The sequence below is a fragment of the Candidatus Nitrosocosmicus agrestis genome, assembly GCF_008389435.1.
GTDB classification, from domain to species: domain Archaea; phylum Thermoproteota; class Nitrososphaeria; order Nitrososphaerales; family Nitrososphaeraceae; genus Nitrosocosmicus; species Nitrosocosmicus agrestis.
The window spans coordinates 1-23,804 of record NZ_VUYS01000005.1; the positions used below are offsets into that span (position 1 = coordinate 1).

A 23,804-nucleotide genomic window follows, 5' to 3' on the forward strand; every position below is an offset into this window, starting at 1 on the left:
AATTCCAGTCATGGTGGTGTTAGTCTGGTTAGGAATAGGCATCAGACAATGGCTTGTACTTTCAAAGTGGGATAAGAAATACAAGAAATACAAAGAGTTGCAAAGAAAGGTCGATGAAAAATTAGATGATGATGAAAAAATTTAATCAGAACACGTTTCTTCTCCTACCAAGATTTCTTTAATAGAAGAATATTGTAATTTGAGACTAGACTTATTTTTTAAGCATTTATGAATTACATTGCAGAAATTATTACTACAATAAATTGAATAAGAGCACCAATTAATGATTTTTCAAAGTTCATTTTTTCAATTAGATTTATAGATCTGTAACTCGTGAAATTTGAAAATTGCTACGAATCATAGTCAAATTATATAATTACTGATGTAAAATGTAAAATTGTCTTGTTGAACTCAAAGGAATTATTGAAATAAAAAAAGAAAAAATTAGTTTGATATTGCATTAACTAAGCCTGGTGCTTGTTGATTCACAAGGCAATTCTTCTACTTCTCACGGCTAATTTAAACCACTTTATGAATCGTATGGTATTAATCATCTTTTGCTATGAATCCTAATCTTTTTTCTAATTTCCATCAGATCAGGCGAGTGGCTAATGATTTTCAATTTTATCATTTGATTCTTTTTGTTCATTAATAATATTTATGTACAGTGTTTATATGTATTACGCAGTGTAAATATATACAACATAGTCAAGAAATGTTAATTTATCTGCAACTAACATAGGATATATCTACGGAGCAAAGCCTAGAGCATTTTGAATTAATATAAAGTGGTTCGAAGCCTAAACTACCCATTCCCTTACCAGATTATACAGATAATGACATTTTAAAGAACCAGACTCTAATTTTATAAGGTAATTTATTATATGTAATTATATAGTAATCAAGATGAATTAACTAGTTGTTCGAGATTTACTTTAATTTTTTTTAAGCTTCGAAAAATCTGTTTATTATCGTCAAAATCGTCAACAATTTTTTTGTACGATAGATTAAGGTCATCCTGAATCTTCTGATTAATAGTAATTTCGCTATCACCACTCTCCAAAAAAATCTCTACTCCCAAATCTTTATTAACTAACTTAAGGGTTGAGGGATTAAAATTCGAATTATCCGATATGTAAGGCTCAAAATGCAGATTGAATGGCTTGAATTTATTGTCATCAGAAGTATAAACAATGTTTATCCCCATCTTTATCATTTCTGCTTCGGCTTGCTAATTATAAAAGTATTTTATTACCAAATAATTGTAACCTCAAGTTTTGATGGATGGAGGTATACTGGTCAGTCTTAATGTCACTGGCAAATGAAAAGATTCTTCAAGTCGAGAAGCCAAATCAAGTTGTGTACAGCAATAACCTAATTGTTTGCAAGATTCTAACCTTTAACTTCAAGACATTGTCTAATCTGTTAGCTGTATCTAGGTAACGTCAAAATTTTTTACCAAAACAATATAACTATCAAATACAGATGTCAAAGACAACTCTACTAAAAAGGTAAGATTATCTCAAATTAACCAAATAAAATATTTGAGATTGTAGCATTTGAATTTCGAAAGCCTCTGAGCTTATGTCAGATCAGAATTTATTTCATAACTCTATACAAATACAGAATGATTCATAGCAAATGAGTCATTTGCGACATTATATGTGTATTACAATTATAAGATAATTTTTTATGTGGTTTCTCTGTACCAATCTATCTATTTTTACTTTGCAATGATGGAAATAGGCTACTATATTAAAAATACAATAAAAATTTAGAAGAAGAAATTACTCGATTTTTCTTATTAAATGTGGATTTATGGTTGTTTCTTACGAGTAGTTTTTTTTGCTACAGCTTCACTATTATTGTTTTTTTCAGGTGTTGCTTTTGTTGCTTTTGTTGCTTTTGTTGCTTTTGTTGCTTTTGTTGCTTTTGTTGCTTTTGTTGCTTTTTTTTCAGGTGTTGCTTTTGTTGCTTTTGTTGCTTTTTTTTCAGGTGTTGCTTTTGTTGCTTTTGTTGCTTTTTTTTCAGGTGTTGCTTTTGTTGCTTTTGTTGCTTTTTTTTCAGGTGTTGCTTTTGTTGCTTTTGTTGCTTTTGTTGCTTTTTTTTCAGGTGTTGCTTTTAGTTTTTTTTCCAATAATCAATCTATTATAGGGTATTAAATAAATTTATTGGCTCTGAATTCAATTAAAATGGATTAAAGAATAGTAACGATATGATTTACTCGGATTTTCTCTATTGAGGAGTTTATTTTGGAAACATTAAGGTTGAAAAGAACTCGAATTTAACCAAATATTTCAAAATTTAAATAAATTCTATACGTCAAGTTAACAGGTAAACTTCTTAATTAGAGACTTTCTTATCCTTCTTCGTGTACTCCATAAGGGAAAAAACCATAATTCAAATCTTAGGCAAGGTATCAGGTATTAATCTTAATTGTAAGATTAAATTCCTAAGGATCTCGACAGAGAACACAGTGTAACAGTAGATCAAGTAAATGATGCGCAAAATTTCTACATTTTACATCTCAAAAGTTATTCAATTGGCCGGAGAATTCAGAATGGTGATTAGATATGAATGAAGTGTGCATTGCAGAATAATTTGCTACATATTCAGAATTAAATCATATATTATACTATATGAAGTCATAATCCAAATTAGTAGATTTAGATTCTGTATGTCATCATTTATTGATGCAATATATTATTGGTAAATGGTGACCATGGTTGTGATATTATCCTAATCAAAATCACTAATAATTTATCATTATCATAGTACTAAAAAACAATAATTAGTCAATACAAACATAGGATAATTGTCATAATGGAAATTTTTGATCTCATATCATTGATTCAAGGATTGGATTACTCTGCAATTTTTTTGTTAACTTTTATTTCAGCAATTTTAATTGTTGTTCCGATCCCATATTTTCCCATTCTTATGACTGCAGCTTTGGTCACAAGTCTGGACCCTAATTTAATAATTATTATCGGCGCTTTGGGAGCTGTATCTGCTAAATCAATAGTATATCTGATAAGTTATTTTGGAACAAATATCAACAGCATAAAAAGTAACTTTGATTCCAAAGAATATCCAGAAACTTTTAGAATCTTAAAAAAATATGGCGGACTTGCAATATTTCTGGCAGGTGTTACACCGATACCTGATAACATTGTATTTATTCCATTTGGAATGTACAAGTATAATCCCATAAAATTTATCCTTATAACTTTTATTTCAAAAATAATTCTCAATACAATAGTTGTATGGGGAACAGTCATGATTGGAAAGCCAATAATAGGAAATTTCTCTTCAATGTCATTAGATACCAATACTTTAATTATTACTATTTTAGTTTCACTTGTTGTATTTGGTGCCTTGTTCATTTTTTTTCTAAAAATCCGCTGGGCAGTATTTTTAGAAAAATTTCTTGTATATATAAAAAAATTGAGAACGCGAAATTTAGGAGGCAGAAATTAAGTATGATTATTACATACTGGCGGCGGAATTAGATTCGCATTTGGGTTTAATAGAACAAGGTTATTAAGAAAAAATTACTAAGTAACGATAAATGGTTGTCTTTAACTACTCTAATGTAAAGGAGGTCAAGGAGGCAGAAATTGTAATTGTAGGAGTACCTGATGAATCCAAATCACATTCAATCAGAAAAGGCGCAAATAAAGGACCAGATATACTCCGCACAATAACTAACGAAGTAAATTTTTTTGTTAGAAAAGGTATTGTCATACCAATATCTCCGATGCGCGGGTCACTGAAGGGGAAGCTTATTTATGATTATGGCAACATCAAGAGAGATCAGGTATATCAACTGATATTTGATTTGGTTTCGAATGGAAAGATTCCTATAGTTATTGGGGGAGATCACTCAATTACTACAAACATATTACGAGCAATTGGAGATTACCTTGGAAAGATAAGATTATTGTACTTCGATGCTCATCCTGATTTTGTTTCATCTACCAAAGACTATTATGGCTCTGTATTAACGGATTCATCAAAATGGATAGACTTTGAAAGAAGTTTGTTGATCGGAACCCGATCTGCTGAACTTGAAGAGCTTGAGAATACATCCACTGCAGGATTAGAAATTGTAACTCCGCTAGACCTCAAAGAAGATGGAATTTCCAAAACCCTCAATAAAATAAAAGCAAAAGGCAAAAATGGCAATAACTACATTTCAATTGATCTAGATTGTTTGGACCCTGCTTTTGCACCTGGCGTATCTGTACCTTCAGGAGGCGGCCTTTCCGGTATTGAATTAATTTCCATGGTCAAATCAGCCATTGGGATGGGCATTGTGGGAATGGATATAGTCGAACTTTCACCGGATTTTGATGTCAATGACACAACGTCTTTACTTGCCTCCAGAATTCTGTTGGAATCTATTGCCTCAATCAATTTTGGATAGTATTGGACCTTATGCAAAAAAAAGAAAAAGTCTAACAATATCAGAAATTAGTTCTATCACCGTTGCCTGCAATTACTCAGCATACATACCGATACATGAAGGGATCTAAATTATATAAGCAAGTTCTCTTCTTTAAATTAAAATGGCAAAAGCAGTTGTAGACTTTCCTCCAGGACCTTCAAAGTTTTCTCCAAAATTATTACGTCAATTATCAAGAGAGCCTATTAAAACTCTTAGTGATTTAGTGAAGGAGTACGGGGAAATAGTGTACTTTAAAATAGGAAGAGGTCAAATCTATTTAATAAATAATCCTGATTATATAGAAAAAATTTTGATATACAATTATAAGAATTTTAAGAAAGGTAAAAGACTCCAAACCGCCAAGAGATTACTCGGTGAAGGTCTTGTAACAAGCGAAGGTACAAAACACGACAATCAAAGGAAAATAGTCCACCCGCTATTTTTGCCTAAGAAGATCTCTTCGTATGGACAAATCGTTGTGGATAAAGCAACCCAGATGCATCAACAATGGATAGATGGATCCATAATCGATATTCATAAGGAGATGATGAATGTTACCTTAAAAATAATATGCAAGTCGATAATGGATTACGAAATTGATTCCGAGGAGGCCATCAAATTCTCATCTGCACTTGAGTTCTCTAAAAAATACTTCAAACGTCTCCAACATCCAATTGGTCATATTTTGGATCATTTTGAAATTCTTCCCGAGGTATCCAAAAGTAGAGAATCAATAAAAACACTTGATTCCATAGTTTACCAACTAATTATAGACAGGAAAAAAATATCTAGCACTAAAATATTGAAACCCAATTCACCAAGAAATCAAGAAGAGGATTTATTATCTAGACTTTTACAAGCACAGTTTACTTCAAATAATAATTTACAGGATGACCAAGGCAATCATGTTAAAGGTGATAAAGTTAATACAACATCTAGTCCTCGTCCGATGACTAACCAGGAAATAAGAGATAATGTAATAACTATGCTTATAGCTGGACATGAAACAACCTCAAACGCAATAACGTGGACGTATTATCTCTTATCACAAAGCCCTGAAATCGAACAAAAAATGTTTGAAGAGATCGATTCAATCCTATCGGAAGTCCAAAATAATGGTAGCAAGGTTTATAGAAATCCAACCGTTAAAGATATTCCCAAGTTAAAGTACATCGAGAAGATATTTAGAGAGTCAATGCGAATATACCCGCCGGTCTGGAGCATTGGAAGGCTAGTTGAGGACGACTATTTAGTCGACAAATATACCATACCAAAAGGATCTTCAATAATTATGAGTCAATATGTTATGCATCATAATGACAAGTATTATGACAGACCGAATGAATTCAATCCTGATAGATGGACAGATGAATTTAAAAGACACTTGCCAAGATTTAGCTACTTTCCCTTTGGTGGAGGACTTAGAGGTTGTATTGGCGAATCATTCGCATGGCAAGAGGGCATATTAATGATAGCTTCAGTATCAAGTCATTGGAAGCTAGAACTAGTTCCTAATCAAAATATCAAAATGGATCCTGGGATCACACTCAATCCTAAAAACGGCATAAGAATGAAACTAATATCCAGATCGAATTGAATAAAACACCACAGTTATTCAAGGAAAAGCAAAATCATCAAACTCACATACCGTATAACAGAGAATTGAATTAATGAATAAAAAAAGACATGAAATTTAAAACAATAAGACAAGTCCAAGAAATAAATAAAAAAAAGGTTATTACACGATCACTAATACAATTCGCCTTTACATTACTACTACTGTACAGTTCGTTTTTCATTATTGGAGTTCCTATCGAGTTTATTATACCATATATCATATCATTTGTTAGTATTTTTCTATTGTCTAACAAATACTCCGACAGGATTATGAGATTCTACAAGGATTCGAATGGTTCGATATTCGTTGATTTAGGATGGTTTTCTAATTTTTGTTACATTTTGGCTACTGTGACCCGCATCATTATAACTTCATTAGGTATCATAGTTAGATTTGGATTACCCGAAAAAATGGGAGTAGATCTAGAATTTACATTTCCAATTTTGGGGGAAACCGTTGCAGGGTTTGTGGTTGCGGCAATTGTATTTGACTTTTTGTTAATTTATGGTAAAGCAGTTTTGGCAGGTATGCAAATAAGGATGTTGAAGCACTACAAACTAATTTTGACAGGCAAGGAAGAAGTTAAAGAAACAAAGTCTGGCGGACATAAAGATTATTCTAAATAAAGGCATTGAGTTGACTTCATGACTATCGAAATCTTTATGCATTTTTAGCGAACAAAATACTCTAACTTAATCTGCATAAAGATTGATATTTCTGAACAAATATGAAACAGTATTATACAGAGAAAAACAAACTATCCACATATTTCTATGGTTTATACTTAGTTTGGTTATAAAAAAAATATCAAATTACTGTATTATCATTAAATGTTCTTTGCGTATAAATAAAAATTTTCATGAGATATAATTGATTCAGAATTAAGAATTTTTTCAAGGTTTGCAGATACTGGTAAGAAAAAATAAACGTTGGTATAAGAATCATTGTTAAAATACTTTTTGAATAGAAGACAGGTAAGTTTGAAGAATATGGATAATTCAAAGCAATTCAAATAACTGATCTGAAGGATAACCTCATTATGTAATTTCTCAAGTTTTTTTGTCATATATTTTAGTATTATCACTTCGACGATCTCTTTGTTCTGATTCACGATCAATAAAAGTTCATTATTTTGCACAAGCGAAAGTAAGTTGAAAAAACCAGAATCCAGATCACAGAATCTCCACGAATCAAAATACTTGTGAAAACTCTTGCACGAATCATTTTTCGATAAATATGTCTGGATCTCTGGTATGTCAATTAATTTTGGTACTTTTATATCAAGACTTGTTGAAAATTTCGTTGTATATCTATTTAAAGGTTCATTATTTAGAACTAATTTTTCTAATCTAATATTATAATATACGCAGTCAAAAAGTTGTATGAATCCCATCTTTTCTAGCATTTTTTGAGAAGCAAAATTATCCTGGGATACGAGTGCGCCAAATTCATTAATTCCTTTTCTAATTCCGTAATTGATACAATAATTTAGTAATTTGGTTGCAATACCTTTTTTCCTATAGTTTTTGTTTACTCTCAATCCCTCAAGCCATAAGATGTTTCGAGGACATTTGATAATATGTATCATTGCAATAGGTTGAGGTCTTAGTTTAGAATGAAAGGATGTAGTTTCAAAAATGAGTAACAAACCTGATTGATCGGATATCCATTCATCCCATGTCCGATCAATATAATCCCCCCATTCAAAGGTGTCCGTACAAAAGTCCAATACCAAATTCTTATCGGATGATCGTGCATTACGAATACCCATTTAGACAACTATAAAACTCCTTTATCCTTTTTATTTATTATCAGATATTTTTCTTCTTTTAAACAACCAATCTGGATGAATATTTATCGGCTGATAGGTACGAACATGTATAACAAATATTAATGAGTTAAAAATCCATTCAGAGATATCAAATGTCGATCAAAATTCCATATTCAATAATTGGGCTACAAGAATATCATTTTGATTGTGGACTGATTTTTCTCAGATATGATTCCTTTTATTCATTAACTTTTAATTGAATATAAAGTGACAGGTATTCAAATAAATGTTAAAGAGCACTTATGATTACATTTTAACAATTTGCTATGTTTGGTTAATTATCATTGGTTTTTTTATAGTCATTACCTTTGAAATTGTAATTCTCATAGGCTTCGTTTTTCCAATTCTTATAATATTCATTCTTCATAGAGAAAAACGAATAAATGTCAACGAAAATGGCGGGCAAAAGATAAGTAAAAATAAGTAAAAAATGAGGAACAATCATATCTGGATGATCTTTTAGTTTTAACATATCCATTTAATCTGATGAAATATCATGATTAATCAAAATCAAAAAAAAGTCATTCGAAAATTCCTGTTTTTTCTTTCTATGTCCATTAGATTTAGGGTAATAGTTATCAAAATCAATGAATAGTCATTGTGTCTATAATTTCTTATCTCTCTGACGAGTGTATCATAATTTCTGATATGTATTCCGAATAAACAGGATCATTGTTACATCTATTGATGCGTTAGATATTTTTCTATTTTCCTCTATCCAATCATCCATCTTACAAGAGTGGTAAAAATCTCTCAACTCCATAATTCTGCTTGGTTTGCATCATGGTCGAACAATTAGGGCAAGTTAAATCGTTAACCTTGGATAAAATATAATTTGTCAATTACTAAATTACTAATCCTCATGTTGAAATAAAATCAAGATATTTGTTAAAGAAAATGAAACATGATTTGAATGCCACTATGATTAGCAAAGAAGATTCAGACATCAAAATTGAAAAGGCTTTTAATTAATCAAAGCATAACTATTCCATGAAATTAGATGGAAAAGTAACTATAATTACTGGAGCATCAGGAGGTATTGGAAAGTCAGCTGCAAAAAGAGTATTAAATGAAGGTAGTAAAGTAGTTTTAGTTTCCAGGGATCGTAATAAGTTAAAAAAAACAGTAGATGAAATAGGGAAAAATGATAATTTAATGTATGCATCTGCTGACGTATCCCATGAATCAGAAGTTCTAAGCGTCATTGAACAAACCTTGGCTGCATTTGATAAAATTGATATTCTCATAAACTGCGCTGCAATTATCAATGACCCTACTCCTTTTCATTTAATGACCGAAGATCAATGGACGAATTTGATCAACGTTAATCTAAAAGGCACTTTTCAACCCATAAAAGCAGTAATTCCGATTATGATGGAACAAAAAGAAGGAAATATCATAAACATATCCTCTTTATTGGGAATGAGGGCTATACCTAAGGTCCCATTTTCAGTTTACGGGGTCACCAAAGCAGGCATAATAATGCTAACAAAAAGTATAGCAGTCGAATACGGGCAATACAATATAAGATGCAATTGCATTGCTCCATCAACTATACGCAGCCCGATAATGGAACCATATTTACAAGACGAAAATGCTAAACGGATGTTGGAGGGAGCATTTCCTCTAAAAAGAATTGGTGAGCCTGAAGATGTATCTAATGCCATATTATTCTTAGCGTCGGAAGAATCAAATTGGATAACTGGTTCTGTCATGTCCCTAGATGGAGGTATATCTGCAAAACTATAAGAATTTATAAAAATAAATATCACTATATAGACTTATATATTAAATTTTGGGCTCAAAAAACAACAAGTATTGATTAGCAGTTTATTAATAACAGTTCATCAAATATTTAAAAATCATTTGCGAGTATTGCTTCTAGATATGGGATTAAATTTAAAACCGTTAATTACATCTCATCCCATCAATATTTCGGATTTAAATGGCAAAGTAGTTGCAATAGACGCCTACAATGTGATATATCAATTTCTAGCTACAATCAGAGGTCCAACTGGAGAATTACTTGCTAATAATAAGGGTGAACCCACTAGTCATCTTAGTGGTCTATTTTATCGAAATCTAAATTTACTGTGTGATGGAGTCAAACTAGTATACATCTTTGACGGGATCCCACACAGATTAAAAACCAAAGAGATCCAAAGAAGAAAGAAGGTCAAAGAAGAAGCAACTCAAAAGTATACTTTGGCATTAGAGGAAGGAAGAATAAATGATGCAAAAAAGTTTAGTCAAGCTACTTCTGTTTTGACTTCAAATATGATAAATGAAGCAAAGTACTTGTTATCTTTGATGGGGATTCCCTTTATTGATGCAGAGTCAGAAGGAGAAGCAACTGCAGCTTTGTTATCGAAAAATGGATTAGCATATTCTTCTGTAAGTCAAGATTACGATTCCATCCTATTTGGTGCTAAAAGGCTAATAAGAAATTTAACTATTAGTGGAAAAAGAAAAGTCCCTAATAGAAATGCATATATTGATATTGTACCAGAATTGATAGAACATGATCAAGTCCTAAAAGACAATAGTTTGACTCATGAACAACTTATAGATGTTGGAATACTTATTGGTACTGATTTTAATCCCCAAGGGTTTAGTGGTATTGGACCTAGAAATGCTTTAAAACTTGTCCAGAAATATAAAAAGCTCGAAAATATAGAAAAGATAAAAGATGAATTATCAAATACTCCGTATGAGGAAATTAGGGAAATTTTTTTGGCTTCACAGACCGCTAATATAGATCATATCAAAATTGAATTCAAGGAACTTGAGAAGGAAAAAGTTGTAAAATATCTTTGCAATGAAAAGAACTTTTCTAGCGAAAGAGTTATGAGCCACATAGGGAGATTCGAAAAATACACATTAAAAAAAAGTCAGTCATTAGACAAATGGTTTTGATATTTATTAACAACCGATAAAATTTTGATTACCAATAGTATAAGAAATCAAATATAGAAGTAAGATTTGTAAATTCAAAAATCCATTTTTATAATGCTTTGATCTTAGGAAATAATCTTGTCATTCAGATGAAGATAAATTAAGTTGCTCTTCGATATATCTAATCGATGAGGGGAAAATAGTAAGAAAAAATTAAATTAAATTGACTTTAATTACGACATTGGTGTATCCGACATATTACTCTTGTTTATATCATTAATTATTAGTAGCCATGATATGAGTAGATTCGTTATTTTCAGCTGATGTAGCATTCTCCATTGACGTTTCTGCATAACTTGGAATTTCCTCATTGGGTATCTCTTGGGATTCATGTTGCGAATCTCGCACATAATCAACATTCTGTTCAGATTCTTGATGATTTATATTTTGTAAATCATAATTAATGACTTCTTCCTTACTCTCGTTCTGAACAGTCAACTGATCACCGTTGTTAGAAACTGTAGTGTTATCTATCGTTTGTTGTGTAAGTTTGTTAATGATGTTGTTAATTTCGGTTTTTTCCAAATTGACATGATCCAATAATTCGTTTGTATGTAAAGTTATTTGTTGATATATATCTTCAGTTATTTCATTACTCTTATATTGCAACTTTGCATCAAAAAGTACAGCTTTTACTCTCTTGGACTCCATATCAATTTCTGAAATTCTCTGATTTAGTCTTTCAATAATTTCCTTTGTACTTTCTCCTAGATCTTCCAATCTTTTTTCGTATTTTAAGTATACAAGTTCGGCGTCGTCTTTCATACTGTCATTGTCGGATACTATTTCTTGTAATGCTTTAATTCTTTTTAACGTTAGAGATTTTTCCCTCAGCAGTTTTTGTGCATCTAATCTCCATCTTGGAATGAAAATAACGTAATCTCCCTGAACTAAAAGTTGTTCATATGGCAAATTTTTGATTCCACTTGATCCACAATCTACACTCACAGATTCAATAGATCCTTCGATATCTGTAATAATGCCTACAACCTTCCCTATGTATGTTCCATACATGTCCTTTACTTTTTTACTGACAAATTCGAGCTTCAATTCGCTCATATAGTTTCATCAATAGACGGGTATAATGCTCGCTGTGTGAAAAAAAATTTATCATGTTATAAGATTTAATACACCAATATTTTTGATATATTAAGTTCGAAAGACAAATTAGATTGTATATTATTAATAGTTTTTAGATTAAAACAACAAAAATTGAATTTATTAATTATTCTACTTTTGGGTAGTTGAACTTAAAAGTTCTCCAATTTCGTTATGCATTTTGAGGAAATTCAATCCTTTCTCGGTTGTTTTATAGGTTTGTGAGCCTTCAACATATTCGATTAGAGTATTTTCTATTAATACAGATAAATATTCACGTAATTGTGCGTAACTTAAAAATGCTTTATACATGATTTTTGTCTTTGTAGCTCCACCATTGGCCGCATCAAGAATCATGGCTACTATTTCGGTTCTACTTCTATATTTCACATCTTATTTTCGTTCCTGCTATTTATTTTAATTTATTGCAACTTTCACATATAACATTCATATATAAGTTTGTAATGGGAGTTGAATTCTATTATATATAATAAGCAATTTAGCAAAGTCATTCTCGATATTTGAATAGAACCATTTAGTATATTCTGTTTTAATAAAAAAAGGATTTATGTTAATTAAATTTATCACTTTTATGAATGATCTTCGAAATAATAGGGATGAATCACAGGAAATTATAACTCTAGAAGGAAGTAATATTAAAAAAGTTAAAGAAAATGCTAAAAACAATCCTGATGAATTTTGGACAGCTTGTGCCAAAAACTTGATCTGGTTCAAAGAGTGGGACCAAGTTTTGGATTGGAATTATCCTTTTGCAAAATGGTTTCCCGGTGGTAGAATTAATGCTTCATACAATTGTCTTGATAAACATTTGACAACAGAGATAAAAAATAAAGCAGCTTTTATTTGGGAAGGCGAAGATGGAAAAACGATCACTGTTACATATTATCAATTATTTACGAAAGTGAATCAATTGGCCAATGCATTAAAAAAACTAGGAATCAAAAAAGGTGATAGGGTTACAATTTATCTTCCCATGATACCAGAGCTACCTATATCCATGCTAGCTTGTGCAAGAATTGGAGCCATACATTCAGTAATATTCTCAGGATTTAGTTCCCAATCAATCATAGATAGAGTAAATGATGCAGGATCAAAAATAATAATTACTGCCGATGGTGGATATAGGAGAGGAAAAACAATTCCACTTAAAAGTATAGTGGATGAGGCCATAAAAGATACTCCCACGATCGAGAAAGTAATTATCGTCAAAAGAACCTTTGACGACGTTCATATCGGGGGAAAAGATATTTGGTATGAAGACATTGTGACCGAAGAATCAAGTTATTGCCTTTCCGAGTGGAATGACAGTAACGATCCGTTGTTTATACTATATACTTCAGGTACCACAGGAAAACCAAAGGGTGTAGTTCACGGTAGCGGAGGGTATCTTACTCATCTATTTAATTCCGCAAAATGGGTTTTTGATTTCACATCAACTGACGTCTTTTTTTGTACTGCTGACATAGGTTGGATTACTGGACACAGTTATGTTGTATATGCACCTTTAATGCATGGGGTCACACAAATTCTGTATGAAGGAGCTCCTGATTATCCTAATCCTGATCGATACTGGAAAATAGTTGAAAAGCATGGAGTCACCATTCTATATACCACTCCAACGGCGTTAAGATCCTATATGAGATATGGAGACAAGATACCAAATTCATATGATTTATCAAGTCTGCGATTATTGGGTACAGTAGGAGAGCCTATAAATCCGGAAGTTTGGAAATGGTATTTTAATGTTATCGGAAAAAAGAGCTGCCCGATTGTAGATACCTGGTGGCAAACCGAAACGGGAGGCATTATGATAGGCATGTGCACTGGTATTGAAAATATTAGCATGAAACCTGGTTCAGGTACATTCTCATTACCAGGAATAGAGTTAGAGATAGTCGATGAGGAAGGATTAAAGGTAGAAAATGGAAAAAAAGGATATTTGATCATTAAGAAACCATGGCCAGGAATGCTCCTTTCCTTGTGGAACAATGAGGAACGATACAAGAAAACATATTGGGAGAAGGTATCCGGTAGTTTCTTTGCAGGTGATTTTGCTTATTTGGATAAAGATAATTATACATGGATCTTAGGCAGAGCTGATGATATTCTAAAAGTCGCTGGTCATAGATTAGGAACCATTGAATTAGAAAGTGCTTTTGTATCTCACCCCTCAATAGCTGAAGCTGCAATCACTAGTAAAAATGATGATCTAAAAGGCGAAGCTATTGTAGCATTCCTTGTATTGCGAAAAGGAATTGAATCTTCACCACATCTAGATGCAGAAGTTAATGAACATATAAGAAATACTATAGGACCCATAGCCTCAACCGAAAAGATATATTTCGTAAATAAGTTACCGAAAACAAGAAGTGGCAAAATAATGAGGAGGCTTCTAAAATCCATTGTAAATAAAGAAGCAATTGGAGATATATCAACACTTGAAGATGAGGCATCCATCGAGGAAATAAATTACGAATTTAACGAGATAAATAAGCAATTATGACATTACAGTATCCATATTCGTATAGTATAATTATAAATGAAACGTATCACAAGGTCAATGCTTTAACTGACCTAGCCCTTAAACCACATAAAAACTAAGCATAAACATTATTGCTTCCCACAATTTGAAATATGGAATCATTAAAAAATAAGAGATATTTTGAATATTATGTAGAGGTTTTTGTCATCTCATTTGGCATGATATAAGAATGGTGGTTAGGTTTAGGTTGAAATTATTTCTAATGTTGAATTTTTAGATATATTATTATATTGAATAAATCCAGATGATCCAGCTAATACAAATTGAGCTGGTATAGTATTTTTGAATGTACAGTTCGATGAATCAAAGATATTATTACATGGTTGTGCATTTTCTTTCAAGTAAACGATATTGCCACTGTGATTAAACCACATTAGATCTAAAGGAAATTTAACATTTAATAACGATATTGGATACAGATCGGGCTTGTCGTACGTAAGGAGCAAACCGGTATTAAGATTTAACTTTTCATTTCTAAATGTTAGCCACCTTTGCTTATCTGCATCAGTATCAGCAATTTCAACCGTTAGTAAATTTTCATCTAATTTTATTGTTCCTTTATCCAGATCAGTATTCCTATTCTTTATATCAGATGGAATGAATACAATTCCCAGAATTCCTATCACAAACGCAGATATTATTATTGGAATAAGGAGAGATATCTTTTTTACCATCTTCTAATTATTAAAAAATAGTAGTATTTTAAGAATGGCTACAAGATTTAACAACAAAATCATTGCAAATATCAGGATATTTTTGTCAAATTTCTATTAACAAAAAAAAGAACGAGTGCTATGCTTGTGATTCGCCACAAGCTGGACATAGTTTAATACTTTTAGACATTTTTGAACCGCATTCAATACAATATCTAAAATTATTCTTGCTCATTCATTGTTATATAGAATAGATGTAATATATTTTATTTACATAACACGTATGATATGAACAATTATTAATAGATCTAAAATTCTAAATAAGTTTGTCTTTTGTTTTGATCAATCACCATTACAGACAAGTCGCTAAAGGTTTTTCCTTCCAGTGAATTTAATTTTCCTTTATAGGTATTTTCTTTCTTGTTATTGGCTAAATTTTCGAATACCCATACATCTATTTTAGTAGTATCTACGCCCTTTTCTTTAAGAAATGAAGAAATTTCTGATGGCATGAAGTTTTTTAGTTTATCAGATGGCCATGGCCTAGGCACCAATATAACACTTTTATTATCAACAACTGATTTTACCAAGCTTATCTTTTTGTCTTCAATATCACCAGTGACATGAAAACTTATAATTGCTGCTTTATCCAATGGAACTCGAGATTTGGCTGATGCCACCTGGATGGAACTTACACCAGGAACAATTTCCACATTTTCATCGCCAAATAAATCCAAAAGCCTGTCAACAACCTCTGATTCTGAAAAATTTACATCTCCCGTAAACGGTACTGTACATATATCACCATCTTTCATTAAATCGTTAAAAACATTAAGATATACTTGTTCTTGAGTTTTCATTGTAATCTCAAATATATTATTAAAAGATCGATCCAAAATATGTTCAATTGTATTTAACGTATATTTGTAACCTATTATATAATGAGATTTTCTAATTATATCGATCGAATAATTTGTTAAATACTTTTCAGTTCCTGGGCCTACTCCCACAACATATAACTTCTTTGACAAGTAAAATTAGTAGTAAATGTATTGGATATTTAAGTGATAATTAAAATAGCGAGAATTAAGGTTATTTATAAAATTATAAACTTTATTAATAAAAAATAAAAAAATAGAGGTTTAGCCCTCTTCCCAGCCTTTCATAAATATTGCGTTCTTCTTTAATGGGATTGGTTGTCCCGGAGTATATTCCATAGGCCTCATCCAGAAAATTGCCTTGGTTGGGCATACACCGATACAGGCACCGTCTGAAATACATCTCTCTGGATAAAAGACAAATGCTTTACCTCTTTTCCAACCTTCTACAGGTTTCACTCTCAGTACATCTGGACCAAGAGCTGTACAAATTTCTACACATAAAGCACATCCAATACAATGCTGTTCACTAACATCTGGAAGTATTGCTACCGGCATCTAATAATTCACTGAAGGTAAATTTTCATTAAAACTATTTAAACACTATGGTATTTTATAACAATGATATAAAAATATACTCATTCTACTTTCTAAATATTAAGTATAATTACAATTTTCTTGGAATATTTTCGATCATCATCCATTCTATTACAGCACCTGCGAAAAGCAGTCCCGACACTATTGCGATTTCGAGTAAAAGGTATAGGAGAGATTTCCGCGTAAATTTTCTTTTAACTAATTCCATCAAAATAATTCCCCCTCTTGATATTGCCAAGCCATATGAAATAAGCTCCAAAACTCCGAAAGGCGTCAAGAAAATAATAAGCGGATTGAGAACCAAGTTATTATTGCTGGTGACAGAAATATTCATAATCGAATTGAATACCAACCCGGTCGAAAACCCAGATATTGTTCCCATTACAATACCGATTACAGGAATGAACATCACTAAGGCTATTTTAAGATTATTGAAAAATATCCCAAACTCATCTATATCACGTATCTGGTTAATGAAATTTTTTGATAATTCTTTGGAAAACGACTCGTCCATTTTAAATACAAAGCCAAGATAAAATACTCCAAGGAAGAAGAGCATTGCAATAAAGAAAAATAAAAGCCTCTTTTTAATCGAAATGAGCATGGTTAGTTATAATATTTCTATTAATATAAAAAGACTTAAAAAATATCTTAAAGTAGTTAATTTGATTATTGACCGTAGACCTCAACCTATCAAAGTTGATTTCACTAATTACAAGCAAAGGGTTTCAGATTCATCCCGACGCTCTAGTATTAATCGAAAATATTGAACAAAATGTAATTTATATAATCGAGGAAATCCTTGAGGAGAAAAGAAGGAAAAATGAGTCGAATATTATTGGATCGGACGATATCAGAAAGGCGCTAAAACATTCCCATCATCCAGATATAGGCAAGAAGTACTCTCAAAATGATAATACAATGAACGATATTGTTTCTAGTTTTGATGTTGGTATTAATATTACAAAAAACACCAAAAAATCTGCACTGGAACTGGTTACTAATACAAAAAATAATTATTATGAATATTCCCCCTCAAATAATATTATTTATGATGTAAACAACAACGTTAATAGTGGAGAAGGGGTTGATGGATACACCTCTTTGTTTCGGAGTAGATTTGAAAAATCTCTGAAAATATTATCTAATAGGCCTGACAGCAAAAGAATTAAAAAAATTGGCAATATTAAACAATTATTCAATCAGATACGAATAACTTCGAATCCCGACCTAAATTCAAAGGAGAAGATTGAAGAAACATTATTTGTAGCTGGATTAGTTATGGAAAAAAAATTGAAAAAGAATAGTTACAACATTACAATTGATGATCAAACTGGGTTATTAGAGGTGTCGGCATATAAGGAAGATTTGAAAAAGCAAATTTCGTTGTTGACTTTAGATCAGATGATTATGATAGAGTTAGAGAATAATACGAAAAGAAGGAATTGTGTTATGAAGAATTTGTATTCTTTAGACGTTCCGGATAGAATTCCAAATAGATCTAATTCAGACTCATATGCAGTATTAATATCAGATCTACACATAGGGAGTAAATTCTTTTTGGAAAATGAGTTCCAAATGTTTCTAAGTTGGCTTAACTCCAATAAGGAACCAGATGGTATTGCTTCTAAAATAAAGTATGTTTGTATTTGCGGAGACTTGATCGATGGTATTGGTATTTTTCCTCATCAAGATAAAGAACTACTTGAAAAGGATTCATATTCTCAAATGGAACATGCCACTAACCTACTTTCGAAAATTCCAAAACATATGAAAGTATTTCTGATTCCAGGAAATCATGACTTGGGAAGGCGAGCATTACCTCAACCCGCAATACCTAAAAAATATGCTAACAAGATCTACTCTTTTAGTAATATCAGAATGTTAGGAAATCCTTGTATGATAAATATGGATGGTGTAAAGACATTAATGTTTCATGGTCAAAGTTTGGATGACACTATTGCTACGATACCTGGACTAAGTTATTCAAAACCCTCTGAGGCGATGAAGATCTTGTTAAAATCAAGGCATTTGTCACCCATTTATGGTCAAAGGACACCCATAGCACCAGAGATAGAAGACATGATGGTTATTGAAGAAGTTCCTGATATTTTTCATTCTGGGCATGTTCATGTTATTGATGTAGATAGTTATAAAGGGACGTTAATTGTTAATTCTGGAGCATGGCAAACACAGACACCTTTTCAACGTGCTATGGGAATTACTCCTACACCTGGAATTGCAATTGTAATTAATTTGGCTACATTAAAACCATATCAGATTAGCTTCATGGATAATTATTCGATGTAAATGACATTTTCAAATACTAAAGGTTACAGATAATCTAATAATGTTGGTTGTATTTGTTTTGATTGAAATATGAAATTTAATTCAACAATTAAGGATTCTACTCTACTTTTTAAATAATTTGTTACCTTAAAATTATTGCACATATTTTCTGCCAGAAGAACATATTTTTCAACAGAACCTCTAGTAACAGTTTGCAACAAACTGTTATCACAAACTAAACATCTACCATATAACGGCATTCTTCTATATTTTTCTCCACATTTATTGCATCGAAAGGCCTGTGACGAATATGAACGCATGTTACCCATAATATCAGGGATTATATGCGTGGTTAGAACCATCGAAATTACTTCGTTTGTATCAACAGAATTAATAAGATTTGCGGTTGCTATTTGCATTTCTAGTTTTTCAGTCATTGTATTTAAGGTAGAATATGCACTTCTGTTTACGTCCGATATTAATACACTACTTAGATGAGTAAATCCATAGTCATAGAATTGTTTATTGGTTCCTATGCGATTTTTCAAAATTTCTATCGAATCAGAAACTTCCGAAGCTTTGACTTCTGACCAAGTTTTTTGATAAAAATTGAGAGGATATTTTCCTACGACATCGATGTTGTGAGCTTGTCGCTGAACCTCATGAGGTAATACAATTGGCTGTATTAGTAATGGAGCATCCATCAAACCGCCAATTTTATCAGGCAAATATGAGTACGAAAAATTTAGGAAGGCATCGAATAAAAGTATGATAGAGTCAGCATCGCCATCGCAATCCCTTCTCTTTGCTGAATGCCAAACAGGTGAGCCCAGACAAACTTGTGATTCTGTATATCCTATGATTCTTCCAATTATGCCCACAGATGTATGCGGAGCTAATCCCACTATTAGATGTCCAATCAGATCACTTTCATCATAGGCATTATAAACTGGTGGTAAATTGTATAAACTAACCATTTCCTCATCGATAAATTTTGCAGTTTTCAAAAGATATTTTGCGGAGTCTAATGGAATAATTACATCTTGAATTAACAACTCGATTATTTGTTTATCAGAGGTTACCTCGATATTTTTATAATCTAGTACATATCCTAAATCTCTTAACCTTGAAATAGACGTTTTTATGAAAGATGGCATAAAATGAGTGAGTGGTTCGTTAGTTGCATCAAACCTTATAGTTCCATCTTTAAATACAGATAAGCCACATTTTTGTCTTAAGATTCCTTTTTCTATTTGTTCGGCTTCTTTATCTTTTCCCATCAGCGATTTTACGCCCTTTAAGGGAGGATCAATTCTCACTCCTAATTTGGCTTCAGCTCTTGCCATTAATGTTTTTAAAGGAAATTTAATAGGAGAAAATGTTTTATATTCATTACCACATTTCAAACACTTGTTCCTAGTCTTTGAGATAGCAAGATTGTCAATGTCCAAATCAAGAGATTCAATCTTGCATACCTTGCAAAAATGCTTAATGGGAGTAGGTTGGTTACAATGGTTACAATTTGTACCTAAGGATGGAATATTACAATTATAACAAAACCTATTAGATTTCTCAGAATAGAAAGAATCAGTATTTGAAGCTTTTATTAGGTCTCTCATAGGTCCACCTTTGTTACCTACAGGAAATAACACGTGAATTGGTGGTTTCATCTTGCGTTCTGCAGCCTTTTCAGGTCGGCCTACTCGAACAGATATAGAGGATGAAAATTTTGAGCGTATTTGAATGACTGAAATTGAATTTATCAGTTTAATAACATTTAGTTTTGCTTCTCCCTTCTCAGTCATTAAATTCTTTATCATAGATTCTAAATTTTGTTTGATTCTATTCTTTTGTAAATTATCAAATAATACTGAAAATGGGATCGTATCGTTAGTATCATATAGGGATAGAAATGTTTGTTGAAATTCTGGTATACATAAGCACAGTAATGCTAAAATTTGGGATTCATCTTGAAATATTATTGTATTCGTTGATGAGTTCATTTTGTGAAATACCCCAATTTTTTCAAAAATACTTTTTAGTTTATGATCCTGAATGATCTCAATCTGTTTATTATTAGAGTCCTGATTCGCTCCTACTTTATACGAGGAAATGAAGTATAGTAATGCATTTCGAACATATAAAAAATCTTTAATCGAAATCGCTTCCCAATAGAAGGAATATTTTGGGTGAAGTGGGACATCAAATATTACAGAAATTTTTAATGCCTCTATAAATAGTGGTATAATGCTAGGGTGTGTACTTAGCTCACTTAATCTCCCTTTTGCGAAGCTAAGCATCACTTTTGAGGTATTAAAATTTTTAACTCGTTCAAATAATTCCTGCGACCATATTTCTTCAACATAGCTGGCTGGTAGAAGTTGAGCATTATTTTCAAGAAAATCACCATAACTGATCAGAATATCTCCTAAAAATAAGATCTTCACAACACGAGGTCTCAAATTTAAGGCTTGTTCAATAGTATTGATCTGTAATACAGTCCCGTCGTCTAGTTTTACTATGGGTGGTTCTATTGTGTCAACCAGTGCTATAGTAGATGCTTTCCCAGGAACATCCATTTTAATTTGTGTTCCTACAACTATGGCCGAGTTTAGTAGTATTGGAATAGTTTTATGTATACCTACAGTTGCAAACCCCGTATTAAAGCATCTCCCATATCTTAGCCTAAACCCACCGATTTTCTTGCTCATGGATAGAACAGGTCTTCCTGTAATTACCTCTGACATTCTATGGCTAACCGTATCATCATCGCCGGTCTGAATTGCACCATTTAAATTCGCTAGCCAGTTCCATCCTTCCAAACCTAAAGACTCGACTAATTTCATTAACTTCCTACATCTCCCAATTAATCCGTCATTCATGACTCGAAGTGCTCCTCCTCTAACGCGATCGGTTTTAATCCTTTTCATCTCTCTATGGATTACAAGTTCGACTGGATCCGTATCCACACCGTCGATTTCAACAGGTAGATTTGAAATGCAATAATCTACATCCTTGTCTAGAACCTTAAATTGGAAGTTACCTACTTCTCTTTCATACAACCTTAATTCTTCAATAAATCTACCAGTTTCATCATCAAAAGAGTTTGTTTGATACTTAGACAATCCGACGACTTGTCTAACATGATCGGCAATCAACATAGTTAAAGCTGCTTCAGTTCCTCCCGCCGATCTTATCGGTCCTGCAAAAGAGATAGATAAATATTGAGTGCCGTCCTTATTATTTTTTATTTGAACATCAGAAATACCTTGTAGAGGTGCAACGGTTACTCCCTCTGTAACGACGGCCAAACTTACTCTAACTGCATTCTCAAGTCTCATCCTAAGATCTCCGGATCCATATTCTCCCGTGGCTATCTCTTCCGCTATTTTAAGAGCTGCCTTTTCTTTAGAAGTAACATTCAGTAATGCTCTAAGTCTATCCGAAATGTCTATATTATGCATTTTTGCAACTCTGTCTGACAAATCATAGGCTATTTTTGGTTCAACATGATTAGTAACATCTAATCCTCTTTCTCGCGCTTTTTGAGCTAAATTGTAAAGTCTACTCACCTGATTCAATAAATCATTGTGATATTGGTCATAGTAACTAGGCATGGAAATATTGCCAAGTCGTACCTTAGATTCCTCGATTAAATCCATAGTATGCACTAGTATATGTTTATGAGCGAATAATAGATATGATATCAGCTAGTTTCTTTTCCCAAAGTAGATCGCGCTCCAATAGTGTGCCAACCACCAAAATATCCGCTCCAGCATCCACCAATTCCTTAGCCACTGTCGAATCTCTTATTCCACCCCCAACAATTAATAATCCATCATAATATTTTCTGACATTCGATACCATTTCAGATGAGATATTTTTCTTTGCCCCTGATCCAGCTTCCAAATAAACAAATCGCATTCCTAAGTATTGAGCTGCTAAAGAATACATGATAGCAATATTTGATTTTTCAAACGGAATTCCTCTTGCTCGTCCAACGAACCAAGCCGTAGTATCATCACCTATAATAATATAGCCCGTAGGTAAAGGCTCGATGTTGTATTTTTTAACTAGTAATGCACCAAGTGCTTGGGCTCCTGAAATAAAATATGGATCTTCAGAATTAAGTAAAGAGGTAAATAAAATAGCATCCGCATTGGGACATACCCCCGTAACATTGCCAGGGAATAATATAACAGGAATTGAAGTAGTTGACTTTATAGATACTACCTTTTTATCTAAATCTATCTGGTCAATTGCGGAGGAGCCACCAACTAGAATTGCAGAGGCACCAAGCATCTCCACTTTCCTTGCAACATCAGAAATATCATGAAAATTTTCCGAATCTAATAACGCAAAACATATTTTTTTATGCTTCTTCAATTCATTCTTAATATAATCCTCTACACGGCTCAATATTATACTACATCAATATAAATTGGAGTAAATTTAATGATTGCGAATATATAAAAAGATAGATTCAGCTATACAATAATGTATAGCTATTGGATAATAATGATTACCTAAATAATTCACTTTTTGTAACATTAGTTGAGAATTCTATATTTACTAAAAAACAAATGCAAATTATTTACAAAACTTATATGAAATCAAAAAGACCAATGAATATAAGTTCAGGCGCCTATTACAGGGAAGTAAAGCAATCTAAATCAAAAATATACAAATTAATCTACTCTCTGATTCTTCTAGAATTACTCAATATTCTTGATCCTGATCAACTCATAACGATAACTTCAATTGTAGAACAATTGAGACAATTACAAGAAAATCACAACAATTATCACACAAAGGACCTAGTATCAATCTTAAATGTGATAGAAGTGATGATAAGTAGAATAATAAGACTAT

Annotated in this window: 19 protein-coding genes; 8 read left to right on the forward strand and 11 right to left on the reverse strand. The window is 32.0% G+C overall.

Annotated elements, in window-relative coordinates; genetic code table 11:
* Positions 1 to 901: 901 nt before the first annotated feature.
* Positions 902 to 1,207: a hypothetical protein gene (locus F1Z66_RS03905; RefSeq protein WP_149862309.1), complete on the reverse strand. Its 306-nt coding sequence runs from the start codon at positions 1,205 to 1,207 to the stop codon at positions 902 to 904.
* Between the two features lie 609 nt (positions 1,208 to 1,816).
* A complete protein-coding gene (locus F1Z66_RS15240) occupies positions 1,817 to 2,137 on the reverse strand; it encodes a hypothetical protein (protein WP_154670481.1) in 321 nt (106 codons plus the stop codon).
* A gap of 686 nt (positions 2,138 to 2,823) precedes the next feature.
* Here F1Z66_RS15240 and F1Z66_RS03915 point away from each other — a divergent pair.
* The 4 genes from F1Z66_RS03915 (at position 2,824) to F1Z66_RS03930 (ending at position 6,694) form a co-directional block, all read left to right on the forward strand.
* Positions 2,824 to 3,480, forward strand: a complete 657-nt coding sequence (locus tag F1Z66_RS03915) for a VTT domain-containing protein (protein WP_149862310.1) — start codon at positions 2,824 to 2,826, stop codon at positions 3,478 to 3,480.
* A 91-nt stretch (positions 3,481 to 3,571) separates the two neighbouring features.
* Positions 3,572 to 4,429, forward strand: coding sequence for an arginase family protein (locus F1Z66_RS03920; protein ID WP_149862311.1), 858 nt, complete (start codon positions 3,572 to 3,574; stop codon positions 4,427 to 4,429).
* A 142-nt stretch (positions 4,430 to 4,571) separates the two neighbouring features.
* The gene (locus F1Z66_RS03925; protein WP_149862312.1) at positions 4,572 to 6,047 is read left to right on the forward strand and encodes a cytochrome P450; all 1,476 of its coding nucleotides are present in this window, start codon (positions 4,572 to 4,574) and stop codon (positions 6,045 to 6,047) included.
* Between the two features lie 89 nt (positions 6,048 to 6,136).
* Positions 6,137 to 6,694 carry a hypothetical protein gene (locus tag F1Z66_RS03930; RefSeq protein WP_195907469.1) on the forward strand — a complete coding sequence of 186 codons (558 nt, stop codon included), beginning with the start codon at positions 6,137 to 6,139 and terminating at the stop codon, positions 6,692 to 6,694.
* 200 nt (positions 6,695 to 6,894) lie between these two features.
* Here F1Z66_RS03930 and F1Z66_RS03935 read toward each other — a convergent pair whose 3' ends face one another.
* On the reverse strand, positions 6,895 to 7,839 hold the full coding sequence (locus F1Z66_RS03935; protein WP_149862314.1) for a GNAT family N-acetyltransferase: 945 nt from the start codon (positions 7,837 to 7,839) through the stop codon (positions 6,895 to 6,897).
* 1,050 nt (positions 7,840 to 8,889) lie between these two features.
* On the opposite strand from F1Z66_RS03935, the gene F1Z66_RS03940 reads away from it, so the two are divergent.
* Together F1Z66_RS03940 and fen are read left to right on the forward strand one after the other, a co-directional pair.
* Positions 8,890 to 9,648 carry an SDR family NAD(P)-dependent oxidoreductase gene (locus F1Z66_RS03940; RefSeq protein ID WP_149862315.1) on the forward strand — a complete coding sequence of 253 codons (759 nt, stop codon included), beginning with the start codon at positions 8,890 to 8,892 and terminating at the stop codon, positions 9,646 to 9,648.
* 138 nt (positions 9,649 to 9,786) lie between these two features.
* Entirely contained in the window at positions 9,787 to 10,815 is a 1,029-nt protein-coding gene (gene fen, locus F1Z66_RS03945) for a flap endonuclease-1 (protein ID WP_149862316.1), read from the forward strand.
* A 255-nt stretch (positions 10,816 to 11,070) separates the two neighbouring features.
* Here the strand turns inward: fen and F1Z66_RS03950 are convergent, their stop codons facing one another.
* Entirely contained in the window at positions 11,071 to 11,913 is an 843-nt protein-coding gene (locus tag F1Z66_RS03950) for a CdvA-like protein (RefSeq protein ID WP_149862317.1), read from the reverse strand.
* Positions 11,914 to 12,084: 171 nt separating this feature from the next.
* A complete protein-coding gene (locus tag F1Z66_RS03955) occupies positions 12,085 to 12,342 on the reverse strand; it encodes a winged helix-turn-helix domain-containing protein (protein ID WP_149862318.1) in 258 nt (85 codons plus the stop codon).
* A gap of 202 nt (positions 12,343 to 12,544) precedes the next feature.
* Here F1Z66_RS03955 and acs point away from each other — a divergent pair, with 202 nt between their 5' ends.
* Entirely contained in the window at positions 12,545 to 14,476 is a 1,932-nt protein-coding gene (gene acs, locus F1Z66_RS03960) for an acetate--CoA ligase (protein WP_149862319.1), read from the forward strand.
* Between the two features lie 221 nt (positions 14,477 to 14,697).
* On the opposite strand, the gene F1Z66_RS03965 is transcribed toward acs, so the two are convergent.
* From F1Z66_RS03965 to F1Z66_RS03980, 4 genes are all read right to left on the reverse strand, one after another.
* Positions 14,698 to 15,189 carry a DUF192 domain-containing protein gene (locus F1Z66_RS03965; protein WP_149862320.1) on the reverse strand — a complete coding sequence of 164 codons (492 nt, stop codon included), beginning with the start codon at positions 15,187 to 15,189 and terminating at the stop codon, positions 14,698 to 14,700.
* Between the two features lie 287 nt (positions 15,190 to 15,476).
* Positions 15,477 to 16,178 (reverse strand): precorrin-6y C5,15-methyltransferase (decarboxylating) subunit CbiE, encoded by a 702-nt coding sequence (gene cbiE, locus F1Z66_RS03970; protein WP_230207442.1) that lies wholly within the window; start codon positions 16,176 to 16,178, stop codon positions 15,477 to 15,479.
* 132 nt (positions 16,179 to 16,310) lie between these two features.
* Positions 16,311 to 16,604: an NADH-quinone oxidoreductase subunit I gene (locus F1Z66_RS03975; RefSeq protein ID WP_148685289.1), complete on the reverse strand. Its 294-nt coding sequence runs from the start codon at positions 16,602 to 16,604 to the stop codon at positions 16,311 to 16,313.
* Positions 16,605 to 16,713: 109 nt separating this feature from the next.
* Positions 16,714 to 17,157 carry a stage II sporulation protein M gene (locus F1Z66_RS03980; protein WP_230207443.1) on the reverse strand — a complete coding sequence of 148 codons (444 nt, stop codon included), beginning with the start codon at positions 17,155 to 17,157 and terminating at the stop codon, positions 16,714 to 16,716.
* A gap of 158 nt (positions 17,158 to 17,315) precedes the next feature.
* Between F1Z66_RS03980 and F1Z66_RS03985 the strand changes: the two genes are divergently transcribed.
* On the forward strand, positions 17,316 to 18,953 hold the full coding sequence (locus F1Z66_RS03985; RefSeq protein WP_230207444.1) for a DNA-directed DNA polymerase II small subunit: 1,638 nt from the start codon (positions 17,316 to 17,318) through the stop codon (positions 18,951 to 18,953).
* Between the two features lie 23 nt (positions 18,954 to 18,976).
* Here the strand turns inward: F1Z66_RS03985 and F1Z66_RS03990 are convergent, their stop codons facing one another.
* A complete protein-coding gene (locus tag F1Z66_RS03990; RefSeq protein WP_149862323.1) occupies positions 18,977 to 22,594 on the reverse strand; it encodes a DNA polymerase II large subunit in 3,618 nt (1,205 codons plus the stop codon).
* 19 nt (positions 22,595 to 22,613) lie between these two features.
* On the reverse strand, positions 22,614 to 23,351 hold the full coding sequence (locus F1Z66_RS03995) for a geranylgeranylglyceryl/heptaprenylglyceryl phosphate synthase (RefSeq protein WP_230207445.1): 738 nt from the start codon (positions 23,349 to 23,351) through the stop codon (positions 22,614 to 22,616).
* Between the last annotated feature and the right edge of the window lie 453 nt (positions 23,352 to 23,804).